Below are 18,579 nucleotides of genomic sequence, written 5' to 3'. Positions count from 1 at the left end.
CCGTGCCGGAGAACACCACGGGACGGGAGCGAGAAGGGGCCGCGAGCCTGTGGCGCCATTTCGACTTCCTTAAGTACTGGGCGGGCCAGAGTGTTTCCCGCTTCGGTGCCCAACTCGCCACGCTCGCTCTCCCCCTGGCCGCTATAGAAGTCTTCGGGGCGACAGCGGGACAGCTCGGCCTCCTCAACGCCGCTGCTTTCGCCCCCTACCTCGTGGTGACGCTCCTGGCCGGTGTGTGGATCGACCGTCGCCGTAAACGTACGGTCCTCATCGCCGCTGATCTGGGAAGATTCCTGACCTTGGCGGCGATTCCACTTCTCGCTCTGGCCGGTTTCCTGGAAATCCACCACCTGTACCTCATCGCCTTCACCCTGGGCACCTTCGCTGTGCTGTTCGATGTCGCAGGAACCGCCTACCTGCCCTCCCTGGTGGACAGGGACCAGCTCCTGGACGGCAACAGCAAGCTCCAGGCCAGTATCGTCGTCTCCCAGTCAGGGGGCCCAGCAGCCGCCGGCGTGCTCGTGCAGGTGATGACCGCGCCGTTCACACTGTTGATCGGGGCCTTCGCCAGTCTCATGTCGGTGGTGGCCCTGCTGTCGGTGTCCAGCAGCGAAGAGCAGCCCAAACCCTCCACACAGCGTGGAAACACCTTCGCGGAGATCCGCTCCTCGATCCGCTTCATCGCTCAGGACAAGTACCTGCGCTTCCTCACGCTCCGCTCCGGGGTCAACAACCTGTTCTTTCTGGCACGCAACACCGTGCTGCCGCTCTTCGTGCTTCAGGTGCTGGGCCTGAGCAGTTCGGCCCTGGGTTTGGTGTTGGGAATGGGAGCGGTCGGTGCGCTCGTCGGAGCCGCACTCGCCAAGCGGATGGCGGACTGGTTCGGCCCCGGTCGGGTCATCGCGGTCGCCTACGGCGCGTCTTCGCTCTTCCAGATCATGCTTCCCCTGGCCATGGGGCCGCCTGCCGTGGCCTTGGGAATCATGGTGGTGATGTTCTTCTTCGGTGGTCTCTTCATGACTATCGGAAACACGAATGTCGCGACGTTCCAGCAGATGCTCATTCCCAAGCGACGTCTGGCCAAGGTGGTCGCAGGAATGCGAACGGTGACCTGGGGGAGTATGCCCCTCGGTGCTCTACTGGGCGGAGCGCTCGGCTCGATTATCGGGATCCGAGAGGCGTTGTTCGTCACCGCTGCCGGGTTCCTCCTGTCAGCCCTGTGGATCGCGCTCTCCCCCGTCGCGCGACTCCGCACCATGCCGGAGCAGTTGGCGGAGGAGGAACCCTCCTCTCCGAGAGAAGAGGAGAAGACGTGACACAGAACACGCCTGTGCCGCACGCTTCCCGAGAGGCTTTTATCCTGACCGGGGCCTTTCGCGTCATCTGTCGCAACTCCCGTTATCTTCAGGAGCTCGCGGACAGAGGCCTGGCCGTGTTGGTGATTTCCCTTGACTCCTGCCGTGACCAGGCGGAGAAGGCCATGGCCGACCCGGACAACCCCGCCTCCTGGATCTCGGAGACCGCCTACGTGTCCGGATCGCTGGACCGGGAGTCGTCCTTCACTCCTGGCGTGTTCGCGGTCCTCCAGCGATGGCGGGACCAGTACCGCGTCAGGGGCGTCTTCGCGATGGAGGAGACCCTCGTCGAGCCCACCGGCATGGTGTGCGATGTGCTCGGCCTGCCCGGAGTGGGACTGCGTGCGGGCAGGGTCTGCCGCAGTAAGTATCTCCAGCGGGCTTACCTCGAAGCCCTGGGGCCCCGGACCCTGACCGTGCCTCCGGGAGGCAGGGGAAGCGGCGGCCTCGGTGCCCTCCGGTACCCGGTGGTGGTCAAACCGGCCACCAGACACGCCAGTTCCGGTGTGGTGTCCTGCGACACACCCGAGGAGGCGGCGTCCGTGATGACCTCCTACCCGGACCACGAGACCCTCCTGGTGGAGGAACGGGTGAACGGGCAGGAGTACTCGGTGGAGTCCCTGGTCCAGGAAGGCCGGACCGTGTTCTCCTCACTGACCCGGAAGGAGACCACGGGCAGCGGGAGCGGGTTCGTCGAGCTGTCACATACGGTACCGGGCGCTGCCCCAGACGCATCCCTGTCGAAAAAGATTCTCCAGGCCAACGCTTCACTTCTGGGCGATCTGTCCTTCGAGAACGGTGTGACCCATTCGGAATGGCGTATCGACGGGAATGGTCAGCCCCGCCTCATGGAGGTCGCCGCACGCACGCCCGGAGACGGGATCACGGCACTGTACGAGCTGGCCTGCGGCAAGCCCATGGAAGCACCGATCGTCCGCATCGCACTAGGGGAGACGGCCTCCTATCCGCACCCCCGGCGTGTGGCGCGCCAGGTGTACCTGGAGCATCCGCACGGAGTCCTGGAGGACGTGACCCTGGATTGGTCCGGCATCCGGGTCACCTGGCTGGGGAGGGCCGACCTGTGGCCCCGTGTCCGTCCGGGCGTGCCCGGTGACGCGCCTGCTCTGCGGGGAGTGCTGGTCTTCAAGGAGCGGGGAACCCTGCTGGGTGATCTGGCCTCGTCTGATGACCGGGCGGTGAGCTTCCTTGTCGATGCCGATACCGAGGCGGAACTCGATGAGCTAGAGGCGCGGGTGCGGTCGGCGATCAGCATACGAGTGAAGGAGGACACCCGTGTTCCTTGAGGAGGTGGTCTCTGATGCTTTCGGAACTAAATGCCGTCTGCTGGCGAACCAGCGCGGCGGAGATTGCGTCGTCGTCGATCCGGGCATCGGTGTCGTCGGGGGATTGAAAGAGAAAGTGGAGGCGTACGGGCTGTCTCCGCGCGCGGTCCTGCTTACCCACGGGCACCTGGACCACACGTGCTCGGCCGCTGCCGTGTGCGCCGCCTACGGTATACCCGCGTACATCCACCCTGGTGACTCGAAGATGTTGGCGGACCCCCACGCGGGCCTCGGCCCAGAGTTCTCTCCGCAGTTCAGGAGAATCCTGGGGCCGGAGTGGCGCTGGGAGCCACCGAACGATGTCCTGTATCTGAAGGACGAGGAAGAGTTGAACCTGGCTGGGTTGGAATTGATTGTTGAACACGCGCCCGGACACACGCCTGGATCTGTCATCTTCAATCTGCCCAGGGGTACGGATGACGCTTCCTATTGCCTGGTAGGGGACGTATTGTATGCTGGAAGCATCGGCCGCACCGACATGCCGGGCGGAAGCCGACAGCAGACCCTCAGGTCCCTCCGGGAAAAAGTGCTGACAAAAGATGATGCAACAATCCTGCTGACTGGGCACGGTCGAGACAGCACGGTTGGTGTGGAGCGGGACGTGAACCCTTTTATGCGCCAAGCTGCGGCTTTGGCGCGGGATACCCGTTCCGGTGTGCGTTTTGAGTGAAGCGGGAAATCCACCCCTGGTGAACGCGTTCGGCGCGCCTGTTCGCTGGCGACCTTCCGGGGCCGGGCCGTTATGGTCCCTCCGTGTAGCCGCTGACGGCTGGTCGGAGTGCTTTCCCAACGGCCAGGCTCCGGGACCGTCGGGCACACTGGCGTGGTGACCACCCCAGGGGAGGACGAGTGAACGAGGCCGCGATCCGCGTCTACGGGGCCGACTGGTGCCGGGACTGCCGACGCACCAAGAAGCAGCTGACCGAGCTGGCGGTGCCCTTCGAGTACGTCGACGTCGAGCACGACCCGGTGGCCACGGAACGGGCCCGGGAGATCTCGGGGCGCACGAACATCCCGGTGGTCGTCTACCCGGACGGGACCCACCACGTCGAACCGGACAACGTGCGGGTCGAGGCCAAGCTCCGCGAGCTGTCGCTGATCTGACGGCGGTGCCGCCCGCGCACGTGCGCGCATCGTGTGCGCCCCGGTCCATCCCGCCCCGACCGCGCCCGGTGCGCGCCACGTGTGCCCGGGACGACCTGATCGAACGCGCCCCGGCCTCAGGCGGCCTCCTCCAGACCGCACCACTGCGCGATGAACAGGGCGATGGACTTGGTGATCCGCCGCACGGACTCCACGTCCACGCGCTCGTCGTACCCGTGGATGGCCTCCGAGACCGGCCCGTAGACCAGCGCGGGAATCCCCTGGTACAGGGCGTACACGCGGCCGTCGAGGTAACCGGGGGTGGTGAAGGTGCGCAGCTCGTCCTTGAAGACGGTCCGGTGGGCCTCGCGCAGCACGTTCTCGGCCTCCGTGCCCTCGGGCAGCACGTAGCCCTCGGCGTAGAAGCCGGTCCGCTCGCCCACGGCCTCTATGGGGTTGCCCGCGTCGTCGGTGGTGGTCTCCCGCAGCACCTCCCGGATCTGCTCCCAGGCGTCGTCGGCGCTCACCCCCGGGTAGATCGCCGCCCGGACCTGGAGCTCGCACCAGGCGGGGACGCTCGACGGCCAGTCGCCGCCGCTGATGCCGCCGAGGTTGAAGTTGATGGGGTGGTCCAGGTCCTCGAAGTGGGGGTGGCTGCCCCTCTCGTCGTTCCAGCGCTGTTCGAGGACGCGCAGCCGCCCCATCACGTGGTGCGCCGCGTCGATCGCGTTGAACCCCGACGCCATCTCCCTGGGGTGCGTGGGGTGGCCCGCGACCCGCACGGTGAACCAGATGACGCCGACGTTGGCGCGGACCAGCATGTCCTCCTCGGGCTCGGGGATCAGGACGGCGTCGGCGGTGTACCCGCGCTGGACCGTCGCCAGCGCGCCGTTGCCGGTGCACTCCTCCTCCGCCACGGACTGGAAGTGGATGCGCCCGGCGGGGGCGAACCCGGCCGCGCGCACGGCGTCGTAGGCGAACAGGTTGGCCGCCAGTCCCGCCTTCATGTCGCCGCTGCCCCGGCCGTGCAGCCAGCCGTCGATGACGGGGGCGTCCCACGGGGAGCGGGACCACTCCCCGACGGGGCCCTCGGGGACCACGTCGATGTGGCCGTTGAGGATCAGCGAGCGGCCTCCTCCCTGAGCCGGGGTGTAGGTGCCCACCACGTTCTCCACGCCCTCGTAGGAGACCGTGATCCTCCCCGCGCCGGGGTGGGCGGAGATCTCCTCCGGGTCGAGTTCCCACCGGTCCACGGCCAGCCCCCGCCGCTCCATGGCCTCGTGCATCAGGTCCTGCGCCGAGGACTCCCGGGTGCGCAGGGAGGGGTGGCGCACCAGTTCCCGGGTGAAGTCCAGCTGGGCGTCGAAGGCGTCGTCGACCGCCGCTTCGATGCGCGCGGCGACGTCGGGTGCGAGGTTCATGCGGTTCTCCTCCTGCGGGGCTGTGGTCGGTGCGGGCGGGCGGTTCACGCCGCGGGTGTCCGCGGCCCTGATCCGCTCACCGGCCAGGCCGCCGAGCGCGGTGACGGCGCAGATGCCGATCAGGACCAGCACCGCGGGCCAGGACGCGCCGTCGTCCACGGCCAGGAGCGCGGTGGCGATGAGCGGGAGGAACCCGCTGAGGGTTCCGGCGAGGTTTTGACGTCCTCCTCGGGGTGAACCCCGAGGATTCCCACAGCCTCGCGGCTGTAGGCGCGGTGCGCCTCGCGGCGTCCGCTGGTTCCTGTTTCGCTGGCCGGTGCCCCACCCCCAAAGAGGGCGGTTGGTCTTACCCTGCCTCCGCAGGCGTTTCAACTCTCCGGTTCCCGCTCTCTGGCGAGTTTCCGTCCAGCGGCGAGCACCACCCGGGACGCGTTCACATCCCGGTCATGAATCGTCGCACACCCAGCACAGGTCCAAGTGCGCACGTTGAGGGGTTTGGGCCCATCGACCACCCAGCACACCGAGCAGGTCTGCGACGAGGGTAGGAACCGGTCGACCTTGAGAAAGGTGCGCCCGTACCGTTGCGCCTTGTACTCCAGCATGGTTACGAACGCCGACCATCCGGCGTCGTGCACACTCTTGGCCAGCTTCGTGCGCCCCAGCCCCCGCACACACAGGTCCTCCACATACACCGCTTGGCTGTCGCGGATGAGCGTGGTGGAGGGCTGGTGGTGGAACTCGCGGCGCGCGTCGGCCACCCGGGCATGGGCGCGGGCGACTTTCACTCGGGCCTTGGTCCGGTTGGTGCTCATCGGCAGCGTGGCCGGGACCAAGAACAGCCCGGGCAACCTCTACTCCGCCACGAAGTGGGCGGTGGTCGGCTTCGCCGAGAACCTGCGCCTGCACGCCACGACCCGCGGCGTCGGGGTCACGGTCGTGAACCCGGGCATGATCGACACCGCGTTCTGGCACGGCCAGGCTCCCCCCATCGCGATGAGCCCGGACGCGGTGGCCGAGACGATCGCCTTCACCCTCGACCAGCCGGCAGGCGTCGACCTCAACACGGTGACGATCCGTCCGATCGGCCAGCCCGTCTGACTCCGGGCGGCCGGTGTGCTCACCGGTGCGCCGTCCCCGTGTCAGCGGTCTTCGACGGACCGCTGACGCATCCGAGGTGCCGCCAGGTCGTCGAAGCAGGCGGGCCGCCGACGTGCCCGCCTGCTTCGTCCGCCCCGGCACGCCCGGACTCCGCGCACGCGGAGGCGGACCGGCCGGGGGCCTACCTCGCGCCGTCCGCGAGCCGGTACTGCAGCGCGCCGGAGGGGCAGCGCCGGATCACCTCGGCCAGGCGGTCGGCGGCGGCGCCGTCCGGCTGGATCCACGGGCGCCGCCGGGTGTCGAACACCTCGGGCAGGCCGTTGACGCACACGGCGGCGTGCTGACAGCGCTCCGCCTCGAAGGTGACCGTGATCGACTTCCCCTCGTACGCCTTCTTGCCGTGTCCGCCGCTCACTCCGGTCTCCTCCGCCCAGGCTTCGCAGCCGCTCAATCTAGGTGATGTATCAACTAGGTTGGGGATGCTATCCGCTCCGAGGGCATATGTCGAGAACGCGGAGACCCGCGACGGGCGGGCCCCCGCGCGGCTCCTCGCTTCCTTTCCCGTCCCCGTGGCGACCGGGGAACCCCCGGGCCCGCGCTACCGTCGTCGACGCGGCGGGGCGGAACAGCCGTCCGGGGCCACCGGGCCACCCGCGCGAACCGGAGCCGAAGGAGCCCACCGATGCTCAGCAGCGAGCTCGCCGAACTGGCGGGCGTCACCGTACGCACGTTGCGCCACTACCACCAGATCGGGCTGCTGCCCGAGCCGCCCCGCTCGGCCGGGGGCTACCGGCGCTACGACGTGGGCCACCTCGTCCGGCTCCTGCGCATCACGAGGATGACCGCGCTCGGCGTACCGCTGTCCGAGCTGCCCGCGCTGCTGGACGATCCGGCGGCCGCGGAGGAACTGCTCGACGAACTCGACCGCCGGGCCGCCGCCGAGGTCGAACGGCTCCTCGCCCGCCGTGCGGACATCGCCGCGCTGCGCCGCAGCGGCGCCCCGCCCGACCTGCCGCCGGAGTTCTCGGCGCTGCGTTCCGACCCCGCCTCGGACATGCCCGAGGACATGGCCCGCTACGAGCACGAACAGCTCGTCCTGGTCGCACATCTGCTCAGCGGGGACGGTCCGGCGGCACTCGCCGCCCTGCTCGGCGAGGTGGACGACGGCACGGCCGCGCTCGCACCGCTGACGGAACGCTTCTACGCCCTGGGCCCCGACACCCCGGAGGAGGAGGTCGCGGCACTGGTCGACGATCTGGTCGCGCGCCTCGAACCGGTGGTGGCGCGACTGGTCGGCCTGTTCCCGTCCGACGCGCGGGCCTCGACCCTGATGGACGAACTGAGCGGGCGGACCCTCCGCCCCGTACAGCACCGCGTCCTGCGCCGGGTTCAGCGGCGGCTGGCTCCGGCGGCCGGAGCCTGACCGGCCCCCCCGGGGCGCCTGGCCGATGAGCGGGTGTGGTGCGGGTCACTCCCTTCGGCCTTGAGTGTGACGCGACGTCGGGGAGTGGACTCGGGCGTGCACGAACCCGTCGACCACGAGGAACTTCCATGACCGCTCCGTCGAAGCTGATCACCGTCGAGGAGTTCTTCGGCCCGCCCGCCCGCAGCCGGGCCCTGCTGTCCCCGGACGGCGCGAAGGTCGCCTACCTCGCTCCGTGGCGAGGCCGGCTCAACGTGTTCATCCGCGACCCGGACTCGGACTGGACCGACCCCGACCAGGTGCACGGCGCCGACGGGGTGCACGGCGCCGACGCCCCGGGCGTCCGGCGCGTCACCTCCGACACCCGGCGCAACATCGACGCCTTCTTCTGGACCGCCGACGGCCGCTACCTGCTGTTCCAGCAGGACACCGACGGCGACGAGAACTGGCACCTGCACCGCGCGGACCCGAACCGGCCCGACGAGCCCGCCGTCGACCTGACCCCCTTCGAGGGCGTGCGGCTGCTCGGCGCGCAACTCCCGCCGGACCGCCCGGGCACCGCTTTCGTGCAGCTCAACCTGCGCCGCCCCGACCTGGCCGACCTGTTCGAACTCGACCTGGAGACCGGCCGCCTGACCACCGCCGCGGAGAACCCCGGCGACGTCCTCTCCTGGCTGCGCACCCCGGACCGGCTGCTGGCGTTCACCATGGAGGAGGGAGGCGCCCACGTGCTGTCGGAGCACACCACGGGCGCGCGGCGCACGATCGCCCGTTTCCCCGGCACCGACGCCCTCTTCGGCATCCTTCCGGCGGCGCTCACCCCGGACGGGAACGGACTGTGGATCGGTTCGTCACGGGGCTCCGACCGCACCCGCCTGGTCCGGCTCGACCTGGACACCGGCGAGCAGACCGGTGTGGACAGCCACCCCGTGTTCGACCTGGACACCCCGCGCCCCGAGGCCGACCCGCGTTTCCCGTCCTCGCTGATCCTGCACCCGGGAACCGGGGACCTGCTCGGCGCCCGCTACCTCGGCGCCCGCCAGGAGATCCACGCGCTCGACCCGCACTTCGCCGAGGTCCTGCCGCGGCTGGCCGAGCTGTCCGACGGCGACCTGGCCCACGTCTCCTGCGACACCGCAGCACGGCGCTGGGTGGTGGACTTCACCCACGACCGCGACCCCGGCGTCACCTGGTTCTACGACCACGCCACGGGACGGGCGCGCCGCCTGTTCCGGCCCTTCCCCCACCTGGACCCGGCCGAGCTGGCCCCGGTCACCCCGGTCACGGTCAGCGCCCGCGACGGCCTGACCCTGCCCTGCCACCTCACCCTGCCGGTCGGGGTCGAACCGCGCGGCCTGCCGACCGTGCTGCTGGTGCACGGCGGACCGTGGTACCGCGACAGCTGGTGCTACGACCCGGAGGTGCAGCTCCTGGCCAACCGCGGCTACGCGGTGCTGCAGGTCGACTTCCGCGGCTCCACCGGCTACGGCAAGGCCCACACACAGGCCGCGATCGGCCAGTTCGCCGGGCGCATGCACGACGACCTGATCGACGCCCTCGACTGGGCGGTCGAACAGGGCTACACCGACCCGGACCGGGTCGCCGTCTACGGCTGCTCCTACGGCGGCTACGCGGCGCTCGTCGGAGCGGCGTTCACCCCGGACAGGTTCGCCGCCGCTGTCAGCTACACCGGAATGTCCGACCTGGTCGACCTCGTCGAGTCGGTCGTCCCGTTCGCCCGCCGCACCGTCGAGAACAGCTACCTGCGCTACATCGGCGACCCGGACGACCCCCGCCAGAGGGCCGACATGCTCGCCCGCTCACCCATCAGCCGGGTCGACGACATCACCGCGCCGGTGCTGCTGATCCACGGCGCCAACGACGTCCGCGTCCACCGGCGCAACTCCGACCGAGTCGTCGATGCCCTCCGCTCCCGCGGCGCCGAGGTCGAGTACCTGCTGAACGAGACCGAGGGCCACTGGTTCACCAACCCGGACAGCAACATCGAGCTGTACGGGAGACTGGAGCGCTTCCTGGCCCGTCACCTGGGCGGGCGGTCCGCGACCGGGTCCTGACCCGCGGCGGCGCGGACGTGCGCAGGCGTTGCGGTGGACGCGGGGGCCCTCCGGGGTGAACAGGTGGGCGCCGACCCGCTCCCTGGGCCGGGCGAGAGGCCGGTGGGGGCTGGGTCGGGTGCCCACCTGTCCGGTCGGGGGCGTGTGGTGACCGCGCGTTCCAAGACGGCAGGGTGTGATCTGTCCGTCATGCCTCGGGCCCGCGCGGTCACCTGCGATGCTATGTGAAAACGATAATCGTTTTCTAGGTAAATGCGGGTGACCTGGCTCACTCGGGGAAGGGCTGTGGAGGGTGCGGGGACGTACGCCCCGGAGGGGGCGGGAGCGCCGAGGTCGGCAGGGGTCGTACCCGCGGGCCGGTCGCGGGGTTCCCGCGCATCGGGTCGCCCTCTCTCTCCGGGCGGTACGGTCCACCGGGGAAGACGCCGTCGTCATCGACCGTGACGCGACTTCGGTGCCGCGAGATCCCGCAGGGTCGCTCGGGCGGCGCCGACGTCCGGGGGCGGCTTCGGCCCGCCCGCGCAGGGCCTGCGCGTTTGCTGCTCCGGCAAAACTCTTTGCCCGGAATCGCGGGTGTCGGCGAGCATCGCCGTATGACACATGACGCTCAGAACCCCACCTCTCCCAGCGCCGAGTTCTGGGAACCGCTGCACCGGTCGGCCGAACCCGCCACGGCGCCCCCGCCCAACGTCCGGCTCACCGAGCTGGTGCGCGACCTCGAACTGGCGCCGGGCCGCGCCTGTGACCTCGGTTCGGGTCGCGGCGGAGACGCCCGGTGGCTGGCCTCCCTGGGCTGGCACGTCACCGCGACCGAGGTCTCGGCCACGGCGGTCGAGCGCATCGCCGACATGGCCGCCGCGCAGGGCCTGGACCGCCTGCGGGCCGAGCGGCACGACCTGTCCCGTTCGCTGCCCGCCGGACCGTTCGACCTGGTCTACGCCTGCTACTTCCACAGCCCGGTGGCGTTCGGCCGGGAGGAAGTCCTGCGCCGCGCCGCGCGGCAGGTGGCGGTCGGCGGACGCCTGATCCTCGTCGACCACGCGTCCACCGCGCCCTGGTCCTGGCGCTTCGGGGACGAGGAGCCCACGTTCCCCACGCCGGAGGAGACCCTTGTCACACTGATGCTCGGGGACGGCTGGACCACCGAACGCTGCGAGAGCTCGGAACGGGTGGCCAACGGCCCCGACGGCACGACGGCCGGTGTCACGGACAACGTGATCGTGGTCCGCCGCCACTCCGCCTGACGGTCCCGCAATCCGGGGCGCCCGTGGGGAAGCGGGCGTCCCGGATGGTTTGTCCCGTTTCTTCCGGAGTCGCGTTTTCGGGTTCCGTCCGGGGTCCCGCGCCCTGGAGGGGGCGCCCGCGGGATGCCGTGGGCGCCCCCTCGGCCGTCACGCAGTGGAGTACGGGCTGGTGGTGGAGGCGCTGTAGCCTACCGGCATGAATCTGAAAATCATTATCAGAACCGTGGGGGTCGTGTCGGCTCTCACCCTGGCCGGGTGCGCGGCGGCGCCCGCCTCCGAGACCGGCTCCGCGGCGGCCGCGGGCGAGGGCACGACCTCCTACCCCCTCAGCATCCAGAACTGCGACACCGAGGTGACCGTCGAGCAGGCCCCCGAGCGCGCGGTCTCGCTGAACCAGTCGGCCACCGAGACCATGGTCCAGCTCGGCCTCGCCGACCGCATGGCGGGCACCTCGTACGAGACCGACCCCGTCCCCAGCGACATCGCCGACGCCTACGAGAGCATCCCCCTGCTCACGGACGGCCTGCTCAAGCACGAGACCCTGCTCGAAGCGCAGCCCGACTTCGTCTACTCGTCCTTCGCCTCGTTCCTCACCGCCGAGAACGCCGGTGAACGCGCCGAACTGCACGAGCTCGGCGTTCCGACCTACCTGAGCGAGTTCGACTGCACCTACCACGAGGCCGTCGAGGGCGGCGCGACCTTCGAGATGCTCTTCGATGAGATCGAGACGATCGCCCGGATCTTCGACGTGCCCGACGCGGGCGAAGAACTCGTCGCCGAGCAGCGGGCCGTGGTCGAGGAGGGACTCCAGGCCGCCGAACAGATCGAGGGCACGCCCAGCCTGGTCTGGTTCTACTCCACCGCGTCGTCCTCCTCCACCCCGTCGGTCGCCGGACCCGGCGGGCTCCCGCAGACCGTGACCGAGATGCTCGGCGCCGAGAACGCCTTCAGCGACGCCTCCACCAAATGGCCGGAGGTCAGCTGGGACGAGGTCGCCGAGCGCGACCCCGACGTGCTCGTGCTCGCGGACCTGAGCCGCGGATACCCCGGCGACACGGCCGAGGAGAAGATCGAGTTCCTCAAGAACGACCCCCTGACCTCGACCATGGACGCCGTCGTCAACGACCGCTTCATCGTCGTCCCCGGTCAGCACATGGACCCGTCGGTCCACAGCGTGCAGGCCGTCCCGACCATCGCGCAGGGCCTCATCGACATGGAGATCGAGTGATGACGACCACGACCACGAACACCCCCGAAGGGAACGCCCTCGAACGGCTCATCGGTGACTGGGACGCCCAGCAGGCGGCCTACATCACCCACCGCGAGCAGAGGTTCGAGATCGTGCTCGACGTCATCGCGCGGACCTGCGCCTCCTCGGAAGCGTTCGGGGCCGACGGGACCGGCATGACCGTTCTCGACCTGGCGTGCGGCCCCGGCAGTCTCTCCCAGCGCGTCCTCGACCGGTTCCCGGGCGCCCGGGTGATCGGGGTCGACTACGACCCGGTGCTGCTCGCGATCGCGGGCTCCTGGCTCGGTCAGCGCCACGGTTCACGCTTCACGCCGGTCGACGTCGACCTCGCCGCGCCCGGCTGGAGCGCCCGGCTGCCCGAGGGACCGGTGCACGTCGCCGTCTCCTCGACCGCGCTGCACTGGCTGGAGCCGGCCCAGCTCGTCGCCGTCTACGGCGCCCTGGGCGCCCTGCTCCCCGCCGACGGCGTCTTCATGAACGCCGACCACCTGCGCTACGACCCGCGCTCGCAGCCGTTCCTCACCGGGGCGGCGGCCGCCGACGACGAACGCACCCAGCGCGACGCGCACTCGCGGGGTGTGCGGACCTGGGACGAGTGGTGGTCGGACGCCGTCGCGCACGACGCGTTCGGACAGCACCACGCCGAGCGCGAGCGCCGCTTCGCCGACCGCCCGCCCACACCGCACGCACCGCTCGAACTGCACCTGCAGGCGCTCAGTACCGCCGGGTTCGCCGAGACCGGGGTCATCTGGCGGTACTACGACGATGTCGTGGTGTTCGCGCGGAGATGACCAGACTCACCGATCCTTCGCGGACCGGCCCGCCCCACGCGGACGCTCTCCCCGACGCCGACCCGCTGGCGGCGCGGGCGGCGGCGGGCGGCGCCGAGGCCCCTGCGACACGCACACCGGGCAGGCTGCGCTCGTCCCTCGTCGTCGCCGTCTTCGTCCTCGCGCTGTGCGTGACGATCCTCGTCGCGGCCTTCATCGGCACGGCGAACATCGGGGCGCTCGACGTGCTCGGGATCATCCTGCGCAACATCGGGCTGGGCGCGCTCGCCCCCGTTCCGGCGGCACCGCCGCTCATCGACGCCCTCATCTGGGAGTCGCGTCTGCCGCGCGTGCTCCTCGCCGCCGTGGTCGGTCTCGGGCTCTCGGTCTCGGGCGCGGTGCTGCAGTCCATCACCCGCAACCCGCTCGCCGAACCGTACCTGCTCGGGGTCTCCTCGGGGGCGTCCACCGGGGCGGTCGCGATCATGGTGCTCGGGCTCGGCTCGGGCGCGGTGACCCTCTCCACGGGCGCCTTCGCCGGGGCGCTGGCCGCCTTCGCGATCGTGCTGGTCCTCATCGGGGGCGGACGCGTCTCCAACCCCGCCCGCGTGGTGCTCACCGGTGTGCTGGTGTCGCAGTTCTTCTCCGCGATCACCTCGCTCGTGCTGATGCTCGACGGCGACGCGGACGCCACCCGGGGCTTCACGTACTGGCTGCTCGGCTCGCTCGGAGGCGCACGCTGGGAGCCGCTGCTCGTGGCGTCCGCCGTCATCGTGCTCGGAGCCGTCGGCTGCCTGTTCTTCGCCCCGGCCCTGGACGCGTTCACCTTCGGCTGGGACACCGCCTCCTCGCTCGGGATCAACGTGACCCTGGCACGGGTGACGCTCATGGTCCTCACCGCGTTCGTCACGGCGGCGGCCGTCGCGGCCTCCGGGGCGATCGGGTTCATCGGGCTGCTCGTACCGCACGTCGTGCGTCTGCTGGCGGGGCCCGCGCACCGCCTGCTGCTCCCTCTCAGCGGGCTCGGGGGCGCGATCTTCCTGGTGTGGGTCGACACCTTCGCCCGCTCGGCGTTCTCGCCGCACGAGATCCCGGTGGGAGTGATCACGGCGCTGCTCGGCGCACCGGTGTTCGCGGTCGTCCTGGGAAGGGCGGCCCGGTGATGACGGCACTGGAGGCGGACGGCATCACGTGGTCGGTCGACAGGACACGCATCCTCGACGGGGTCTCGATCCGGGCGCGCTCCAACGAGGTGCTCGCCGTGCTCGGGCCCAACGGGGCGGGCAAGACCTCGCTGCTGCGCATCCTGGCGGGGCTCCGGCGGCCGGACGCCGGAACGGTGCTCCTGGGCGGGGAACCGGTCCGCTCCCTGCCCCGGCGCGCGGTCGCCCGGCGGGTGGCCATCGTGGAGCAGTCACCCGAAGTGCACACCGACATCACCGTCGACGACGCCGTGGCGCTCGGCAGGACGCCCTACCGCGGCACCTTCGCCGGACTGGACGGTGCGGACCGCGCCGCGATCGAACAGGCGCTCGTCCTCACCGGGATGCGCGCCTACCGGTCGCGGTCGTGGCGGACGCTCTCCGGCGGTGAACAACAGCGTGCCCAGTTGGCCCGCGCGCTCGCGCAGCAGCCGGAGGTGATCGTGCTGGACGAGCCGACCAACCACCTCGACATCCGCTACCAGCTCGACGTCCTCACCCTGCTGCGCTCGCTCGACATGACGGTGGTGACCGCCCTGCACGACCTCAACCTGGCCGCACGCTACTGCGACCGGGTCGCGGTCCTGCACGCCGGACGGATCGCGGCGACGGGACCGCCCGCCGCCGTGCTGACACCCGGGCTCGTCCGCTCCGTCTACGGGGTCGAAGCCGTCGTCGACACCTCCCCGCACACGGGAGCGCCGGTCGTGACCTACCTGGGCGGTGTGTCCGCAGGCTCCTCGCCGATGCCCGCTCCCGGGCCGCACCGCCGGCGGCAGGAGGAGTGAACCGCCCCGTGCGGCCTTTCGCGGCCGTGTGTGCAGGGCCCGCCGACCCGCCGATCGGGTCGCGTTCGTCGACGCGGCGGTGCGGGCGGCCCCGGCCGGGGCCCGGCTCCGTGACCTGAGCCGCGCACACCGGAAGAGAACGGGAAGGTCCCGGGCCCCGCGCACGCGGGGACGACGGGACCTTCCCGTTCGCGTTCCGCGACGTACGGTGGCCCCGATCCGCCAGCGGTGTTCCCCGGGCCGGTTCTCCACCGTCGTCCGGCCGGTTCGGGCCGGCGGATTCACCCGCGGGACGTCTCCGTGCCGGGGTCGGCCACCAGGGCGCGCAGGTCGCGCAGGTTGTCCTCCAGGAACCGCGCCAGTGGTTCCGGGAGCAGACGGATGCTCCTGAGGGCTTCGGCGGTACCGGGGAGGACGACGGTCTCGTAGGTTCCCCGCGTGGGATCGGAGAACTCCGGCCCGGTACGGCTGGAGGGGTCCATCTCCGTCAACCGGGCGACGAACACGTGCTGGACGAGGGTCCCCTCGGGGCGTTCGTCGGTGATGACCACCACCTCGCGCACCCGGTCGACGCGTCCGCCGAGCTCCTCGAAGACCTCGCGGTGCAGGGCGGCCTCCACGCTGGCGTCCTCCGGTTCGACACCGCCCCCGGCCGTGATCCAGTAGGGGGCGCGGCCGGGGCGGGTCCGCTTGATGAGCACCAGCCGCCGCTGCCGGTCGAACAGGATCGCTCGGGCCTTCTGCTTGATGATCTCGGGCATGTCCGTGATCCTGCCGTGGTCGGAGCCGGTTGTCCCGGTGGGCAAGAGAACTCTGTCCCGGAGGCGACCCGGTCCGGGGCCGCTCCGGACTCCGCGGTCGGGAAAGCCCTCCCCGCGCCGGGGGCCTTGACTCCGGTGATCTGTGCGCCTTCCCGGGCCCGGGCGTCGTCACGGAGACCGGGGATCCGCCGGGGACCGGAACGTCGGTGGGCGCCCGTACCCTCCTTGCGGACGCGCGGGCGGCGACGCCCGTCCCCCTCCTGCCGATCCCCACCCCCTCACCGCTGGGAACCCGATGACCGAACACACGACCCCACTCGCCTTCTCCACCGAGCGCCGACGCGTCGGTGCGCAGGAGTGGACGCGAACCCCCCGGCTCAACGTCCTCATCGAACCGGGGGAGCCGGTCGCACCGGCCCGGATCGGTTGGCGCGACCGCGAGGGCGGCGAGGCCGTGGCCGTGTTCGACCCCCGTATGGGCGGGTTCACCGGCACCCGCGTCACCTCCGACGGGGTCCAGTACGAGTGGCGGGGGACCCGCCTGGACGAACCCTGCGAACGCTCCGGCCACCGGTTCCGCATCCAGGGCGGCGACCGGGAGCTGCGCCTGCTCGTCGAGGACGGAGGGCCCCCGCTCGCGCGGGTCGACTGGGCCGACCGCGAGGGCGCGGGGGGAACGGTCCTGCTGCGCGCCGTCGAGCTGGAGCCGGTCGGGGGCCCCAGCCCGGAGGGCCTCACCCGCGTGGTGCGCTCTGTGCGCGCGGGTGACGAGTACACCGAGGCGGGCGAGGAGGCCCTCAACCTGCTCGACCCCACCAGGGGCAAGTGGCTGTCACGGCGCCGCGCCGACCGGCTCGACTTCACCATGTCCGAGCCCGTCACCGTCCGGCGCTACGTGCTCGACTCCGCCGACGACTTCCCCGACCGCGACCCCGCGGACTGGTCCCTGCTGGGGTCTTCGGACGGGCAGGAGTGGACCCTCCTCGACGCCCGGTCCGACGAGTTCTTCCCCGGCCGTCATCTGGCGCGCGACTTCACCGTCACCGGCCCCGGCGCGCACACGCCCTGGCGGTACCTGCGGCTGGAGGTCACCCGCAACGCGGGAGCGGGGGAGACCCAGCTCAACCGGGTGCGGTTCTTCGCCGAGGACCGCGCCTACGAGGCCTTCCACGGGTTGCGCCACACTGCGCGGAGCGGACCGGAACCGTTCCTGGGGCTGGCGGTCGCCCCGGAGGGCGAGGACGAGGACGCGCCCGTGCTCCCGGCGACTGTCGGAGAGTGGCGGACCTACCTCACTGAGTACAGCGCCGACATGCTGCGTGTGGCCGAGGCGGAGGGGGAGGAGGTCACCGGGGAGGATCGGGCCTCCTCCTGGCTTGGCAACGAGGGCGCCCCGGAGGAGCGGATCGCGGCGCTGGAGGAGCGCCTGGGCCGTCGGCTGCCGCCGAGCTACCGCTCCTTCCTCGCCGCGTCCGACGGCTGGGGGAGGATGGGGGCGTTCGTCTACGCGCTGAGCTCCACCGCCGACCTGGAGTGGTCCGGTCTGGCCGCCATGCTCGGTCTGGACGAGGAGGACATGGAGGACGAGGGGCTCGTCGGGCCGCTGCTGCTGGTGTCCTCCGACACCGACGCCGAGTACTGGATCCTGGACGCGGGCGACGCCTCCCCCGACGGGGAGTGGGCGGCCTACATCTGGGCGAGCTGGTACCCCGGCCTGGGCGATCGGCACCGCTCCTTCGCCTCGCTCGTCCACGCCGAACGCGTCTCCTTCGAGGAACTCAGCGGTGGCGGAGGGCACCCGGTGCGCTCCGACGACGCCGGGGAACTGCTGGAGCTGGGGCGCCGTGAGGCGCTGGCCGGGAACGTGGACCCCGCGCTCACGGCCTTCGACCGGGCCGAGACCCGGGGGTCGGCGGCTGCCGCCTACCTCAAGGTGGTCCTGTCCGCCTTCCTGGAGCAGCGGTGGGTCCACCACGACCTGCGCAACACCCTGTCGTCCCGGGTGGTGGACGAGGTCGGTGCGGAGCAGGTCCGGGCCGAGGCGGTCCCGCTGGCTCTGCGAGGCCTCTCCCTCGACACCACTGGGTACGTGGGCCCCGCGCTGGAGGCCCTGCGCGGGGCGGTGCCGGGGCTGCCCGAGGGGAACGAGGTGGAGGGCCCCGTCTGGCAGGCGTGGCTGGACGCGCACCGCACGCCCGAACCCCCGGAGTTCGAGGAGGCCCTGGAGACCGCACGGGGGTTGGCGGCGCGGGGAGCCCGGGACGAGGCCTGGGCCGTGATCGAGGCGGCCCTGCCCGGGTGGTACCCCACCGCGCCGAACCGGATCGCTCCCGTGGTGCTGCTCACCGACCCCGCCCTGCGCGGCGTGGTCACCCGGGCCCGTGCCAGGGAGGCGGCGTTCATCGCTCGGGGGGTCCGCACCGCTGGTTGAGGCGGGTGCGCTCCGCGCGGGTGCGGGTCTGACGCGGTTCTCGGTACAGAATGCGAGGAGATAACGGCCTGTGTTTCCGCATGTCGTTTGCTCCCGAGCTCCGCGCACGCGGGGGTGAACCGACCACCGTGGCCATCGACCCCAGCGAGCACGACCGAGCTCCGCGCACGCGGAGGTGAACCGCTTTGGCGCGGCAGCCGGTTCCGGCCCTGCCAAAGGTGCCGCCCGGTCGCTCGGGGCGTAGTTCCAGTTCAAGGCTGCGAGGGCCCCTCCTCTACGCTACAGTTTTCGTACGACAGTTCGAATGCGGTGTCTTCCTCCCCGGCCGCACGGCCA

Annotated in this window: 17 protein-coding genes and 1 pseudogene; 13 read left to right on the top strand and 5 right to left on the bottom strand. The window is 71.1% G+C overall.

Features of this window, described 5'->3' with window-relative positions; translation table 11 throughout:
* The first annotated feature begins 2 nt into the window (after positions 1–2).
* The 4 genes from PV789_RS17790 to PV789_RS17775 all read left to right on the top strand — a co-directional run bounded on the left by PV789_RS17790 (position 3) and on the right by PV789_RS17775 (position 3,802).
* Complete coding sequence (locus PV789_RS17790; RefSeq protein ID WP_274973692.1) at positions 3–1,316, top strand: MFS transporter; 1,314 nt, start codon at positions 3–5, stop codon at positions 1,314–1,316.
* On the top strand, positions 1,313–2,659 hold the full coding sequence (locus PV789_RS17785; protein WP_274973691.1) for an ATP-grasp domain-containing protein: 1,347 nt from the start codon (positions 1,313–1,315) through the stop codon (positions 2,657–2,659). The genes PV789_RS17790 and PV789_RS17785 overlap by 4 nt, the downstream gene beginning before the upstream one ends.
* On the top strand, positions 2,649–3,368 hold the full coding sequence (locus PV789_RS17780) for an MBL fold metallo-hydrolase (RefSeq protein ID WP_274973690.1): 720 nt from the start codon (positions 2,649–2,651) through the stop codon (positions 3,366–3,368). The genes PV789_RS17785 and PV789_RS17780 overlap by 11 nt, the downstream gene beginning before the upstream one ends.
* Before the next feature lie 179 nt (positions 3,369–3,547).
* Positions 3,548–3,802, top strand: coding sequence for a glutaredoxin family protein (locus tag PV789_RS17775; protein WP_274973689.1), 255 nt, complete (start codon positions 3,548–3,550; stop codon positions 3,800–3,802).
* A gap of 116 nt (positions 3,803–3,918) precedes the next feature.
* Here the strand turns inward: PV789_RS17775 and PV789_RS17770 are convergent, their stop codons facing one another.
* The 3 genes and pseudogenes from PV789_RS17770 to PV789_RS17765 all read right to left on the bottom strand — a co-directional run bounded on the left by PV789_RS17770 (position 3,919) and on the right by PV789_RS17765 (position 6,014).
* Complete coding sequence (locus tag PV789_RS17770; protein WP_368045841.1) at positions 3,919–5,202, bottom strand: ArgE/DapE family deacylase; 1,284 nt, start codon at positions 5,200–5,202, stop codon at positions 3,919–3,921.
* A 51-nt stretch (positions 5,203–5,253) separates the two neighbouring features.
* Positions 5,254–5,418, bottom strand: a pseudogene (locus PV789_RS29820) (MFS transporter); the annotation flags it as partial.
* A 152-nt stretch (positions 5,419–5,570) separates the two neighbouring features.
* Positions 5,571–6,014, bottom strand: a complete 444-nt coding sequence (locus PV789_RS17765) for an RNA-guided endonuclease TnpB family protein (RefSeq protein ID WP_498047483.1) — start codon at positions 6,012–6,014, stop codon at positions 5,571–5,573.
* Between PV789_RS17765 and PV789_RS17760 the strand changes: the two genes are divergently transcribed.
* Positions 5,995–6,300 carry an SDR family oxidoreductase gene (locus tag PV789_RS17760; protein WP_498047482.1) on the top strand — a complete coding sequence of 102 codons (306 nt, stop codon included), beginning with the start codon at positions 5,995–5,997 and terminating at the stop codon, positions 6,298–6,300. The genes PV789_RS17765 and PV789_RS17760 overlap by 20 nt on opposite strands.
* 181 nt (positions 6,301–6,481) lie before the next feature.
* On the opposite strand, the gene PV789_RS17755 is transcribed toward PV789_RS17760, so the two are convergent.
* Positions 6,482–6,715 carry a (4Fe-4S)-binding protein gene (locus PV789_RS17755; protein WP_274973686.1) on the bottom strand — a complete coding sequence of 78 codons (234 nt, stop codon included), beginning with the start codon at positions 6,713–6,715 and terminating at the stop codon, positions 6,482–6,484.
* A 267-nt stretch (positions 6,716–6,982) separates the two neighbouring features.
* Here PV789_RS17755 and PV789_RS17750 point away from each other — a divergent pair, with 267 nt between their 5' ends.
* The 7 genes from PV789_RS17750 to PV789_RS17720 all read left to right on the top strand — a co-directional run bounded on the left by PV789_RS17750 (position 6,983) and on the right by PV789_RS17720 (position 15,051).
* The gene (locus PV789_RS17750; protein WP_274973685.1) at positions 6,983–7,723 is read left to right on the top strand and encodes a MerR family transcriptional regulator; all 741 of its coding nucleotides are present in this window, start codon (positions 6,983–6,985) and stop codon (positions 7,721–7,723) included.
* Between the two features lie 128 nt (positions 7,724–7,851).
* Entirely contained in the window at positions 7,852–9,798 is a 1,947-nt protein-coding gene (locus PV789_RS17745) for a S9 family peptidase (RefSeq protein WP_274973684.1), read from the top strand.
* 593 nt (positions 9,799–10,391) lie between these two features.
* A complete protein-coding gene (locus PV789_RS17740; protein WP_274973683.1) occupies positions 10,392–11,042 on the top strand; it encodes a class I SAM-dependent methyltransferase in 651 nt (216 codons plus the stop codon).
* Positions 11,043–11,238: 196 nt separating this feature from the next.
* On the top strand, positions 11,239–12,270 hold the full coding sequence (locus tag PV789_RS17735; RefSeq protein WP_274973682.1) for an ABC transporter substrate-binding protein: 1,032 nt from the start codon (positions 11,239–11,241) through the stop codon (positions 12,268–12,270).
* On the top strand, positions 12,270–13,082 hold the full coding sequence (locus tag PV789_RS17730) for a class I SAM-dependent methyltransferase (RefSeq protein ID WP_274973681.1): 813 nt from the start codon (positions 12,270–12,272) through the stop codon (positions 13,080–13,082). Before PV789_RS17735 ends, PV789_RS17730 begins: the two co-directional genes overlap by 1 nt.
* Positions 13,079–14,224: a FecCD family ABC transporter permease gene (locus tag PV789_RS17725; RefSeq protein ID WP_274973680.1), complete on the top strand. Its 1,146-nt coding sequence runs from the start codon at positions 13,079–13,081 to the stop codon at positions 14,222–14,224. The genes PV789_RS17730 and PV789_RS17725 overlap by 4 nt, the downstream gene beginning before the upstream one ends.
* Positions 14,224–15,051: an ABC transporter ATP-binding protein gene (locus tag PV789_RS17720; RefSeq protein WP_274973679.1), complete on the top strand. Its 828-nt coding sequence runs from the start codon at positions 14,224–14,226 to the stop codon at positions 15,049–15,051. The genes PV789_RS17725 and PV789_RS17720 overlap by 1 nt, the downstream gene beginning before the upstream one ends.
* A gap of 281 nt (positions 15,052–15,332) precedes the next feature.
* Here PV789_RS17720 and PV789_RS17715 read toward each other — a convergent pair whose 3' ends face one another.
* Entirely contained in the window at positions 15,333–15,812 is a 480-nt protein-coding gene (locus tag PV789_RS17715) for an NUDIX domain-containing protein (RefSeq protein ID WP_274973678.1), read from the bottom strand.
* A gap of 295 nt (positions 15,813–16,107) precedes the next feature.
* On the opposite strand from PV789_RS17715, the gene PV789_RS17710 reads away from it, so the two are divergent.
* A complete protein-coding gene (locus tag PV789_RS17710; RefSeq protein ID WP_274973677.1) occupies positions 16,108–18,243 on the top strand; it encodes an SMI1/KNR4 family protein in 2,136 nt (711 codons plus the stop codon).
* Positions 18,244–18,579: the final 336 nt, after the last annotated feature.

Source organism: Nocardiopsis camelliae (assembly GCF_028993595.1).
Lineage (GTDB): Bacteria > Actinomycetota > Actinomycetes > Streptosporangiales > Streptosporangiaceae > Nocardiopsis > Nocardiopsis dassonvillei.
Note: the sequence above shows the minus strand (reverse complement) of the source record. Positions and strands in the feature narration are given on the sequence as shown.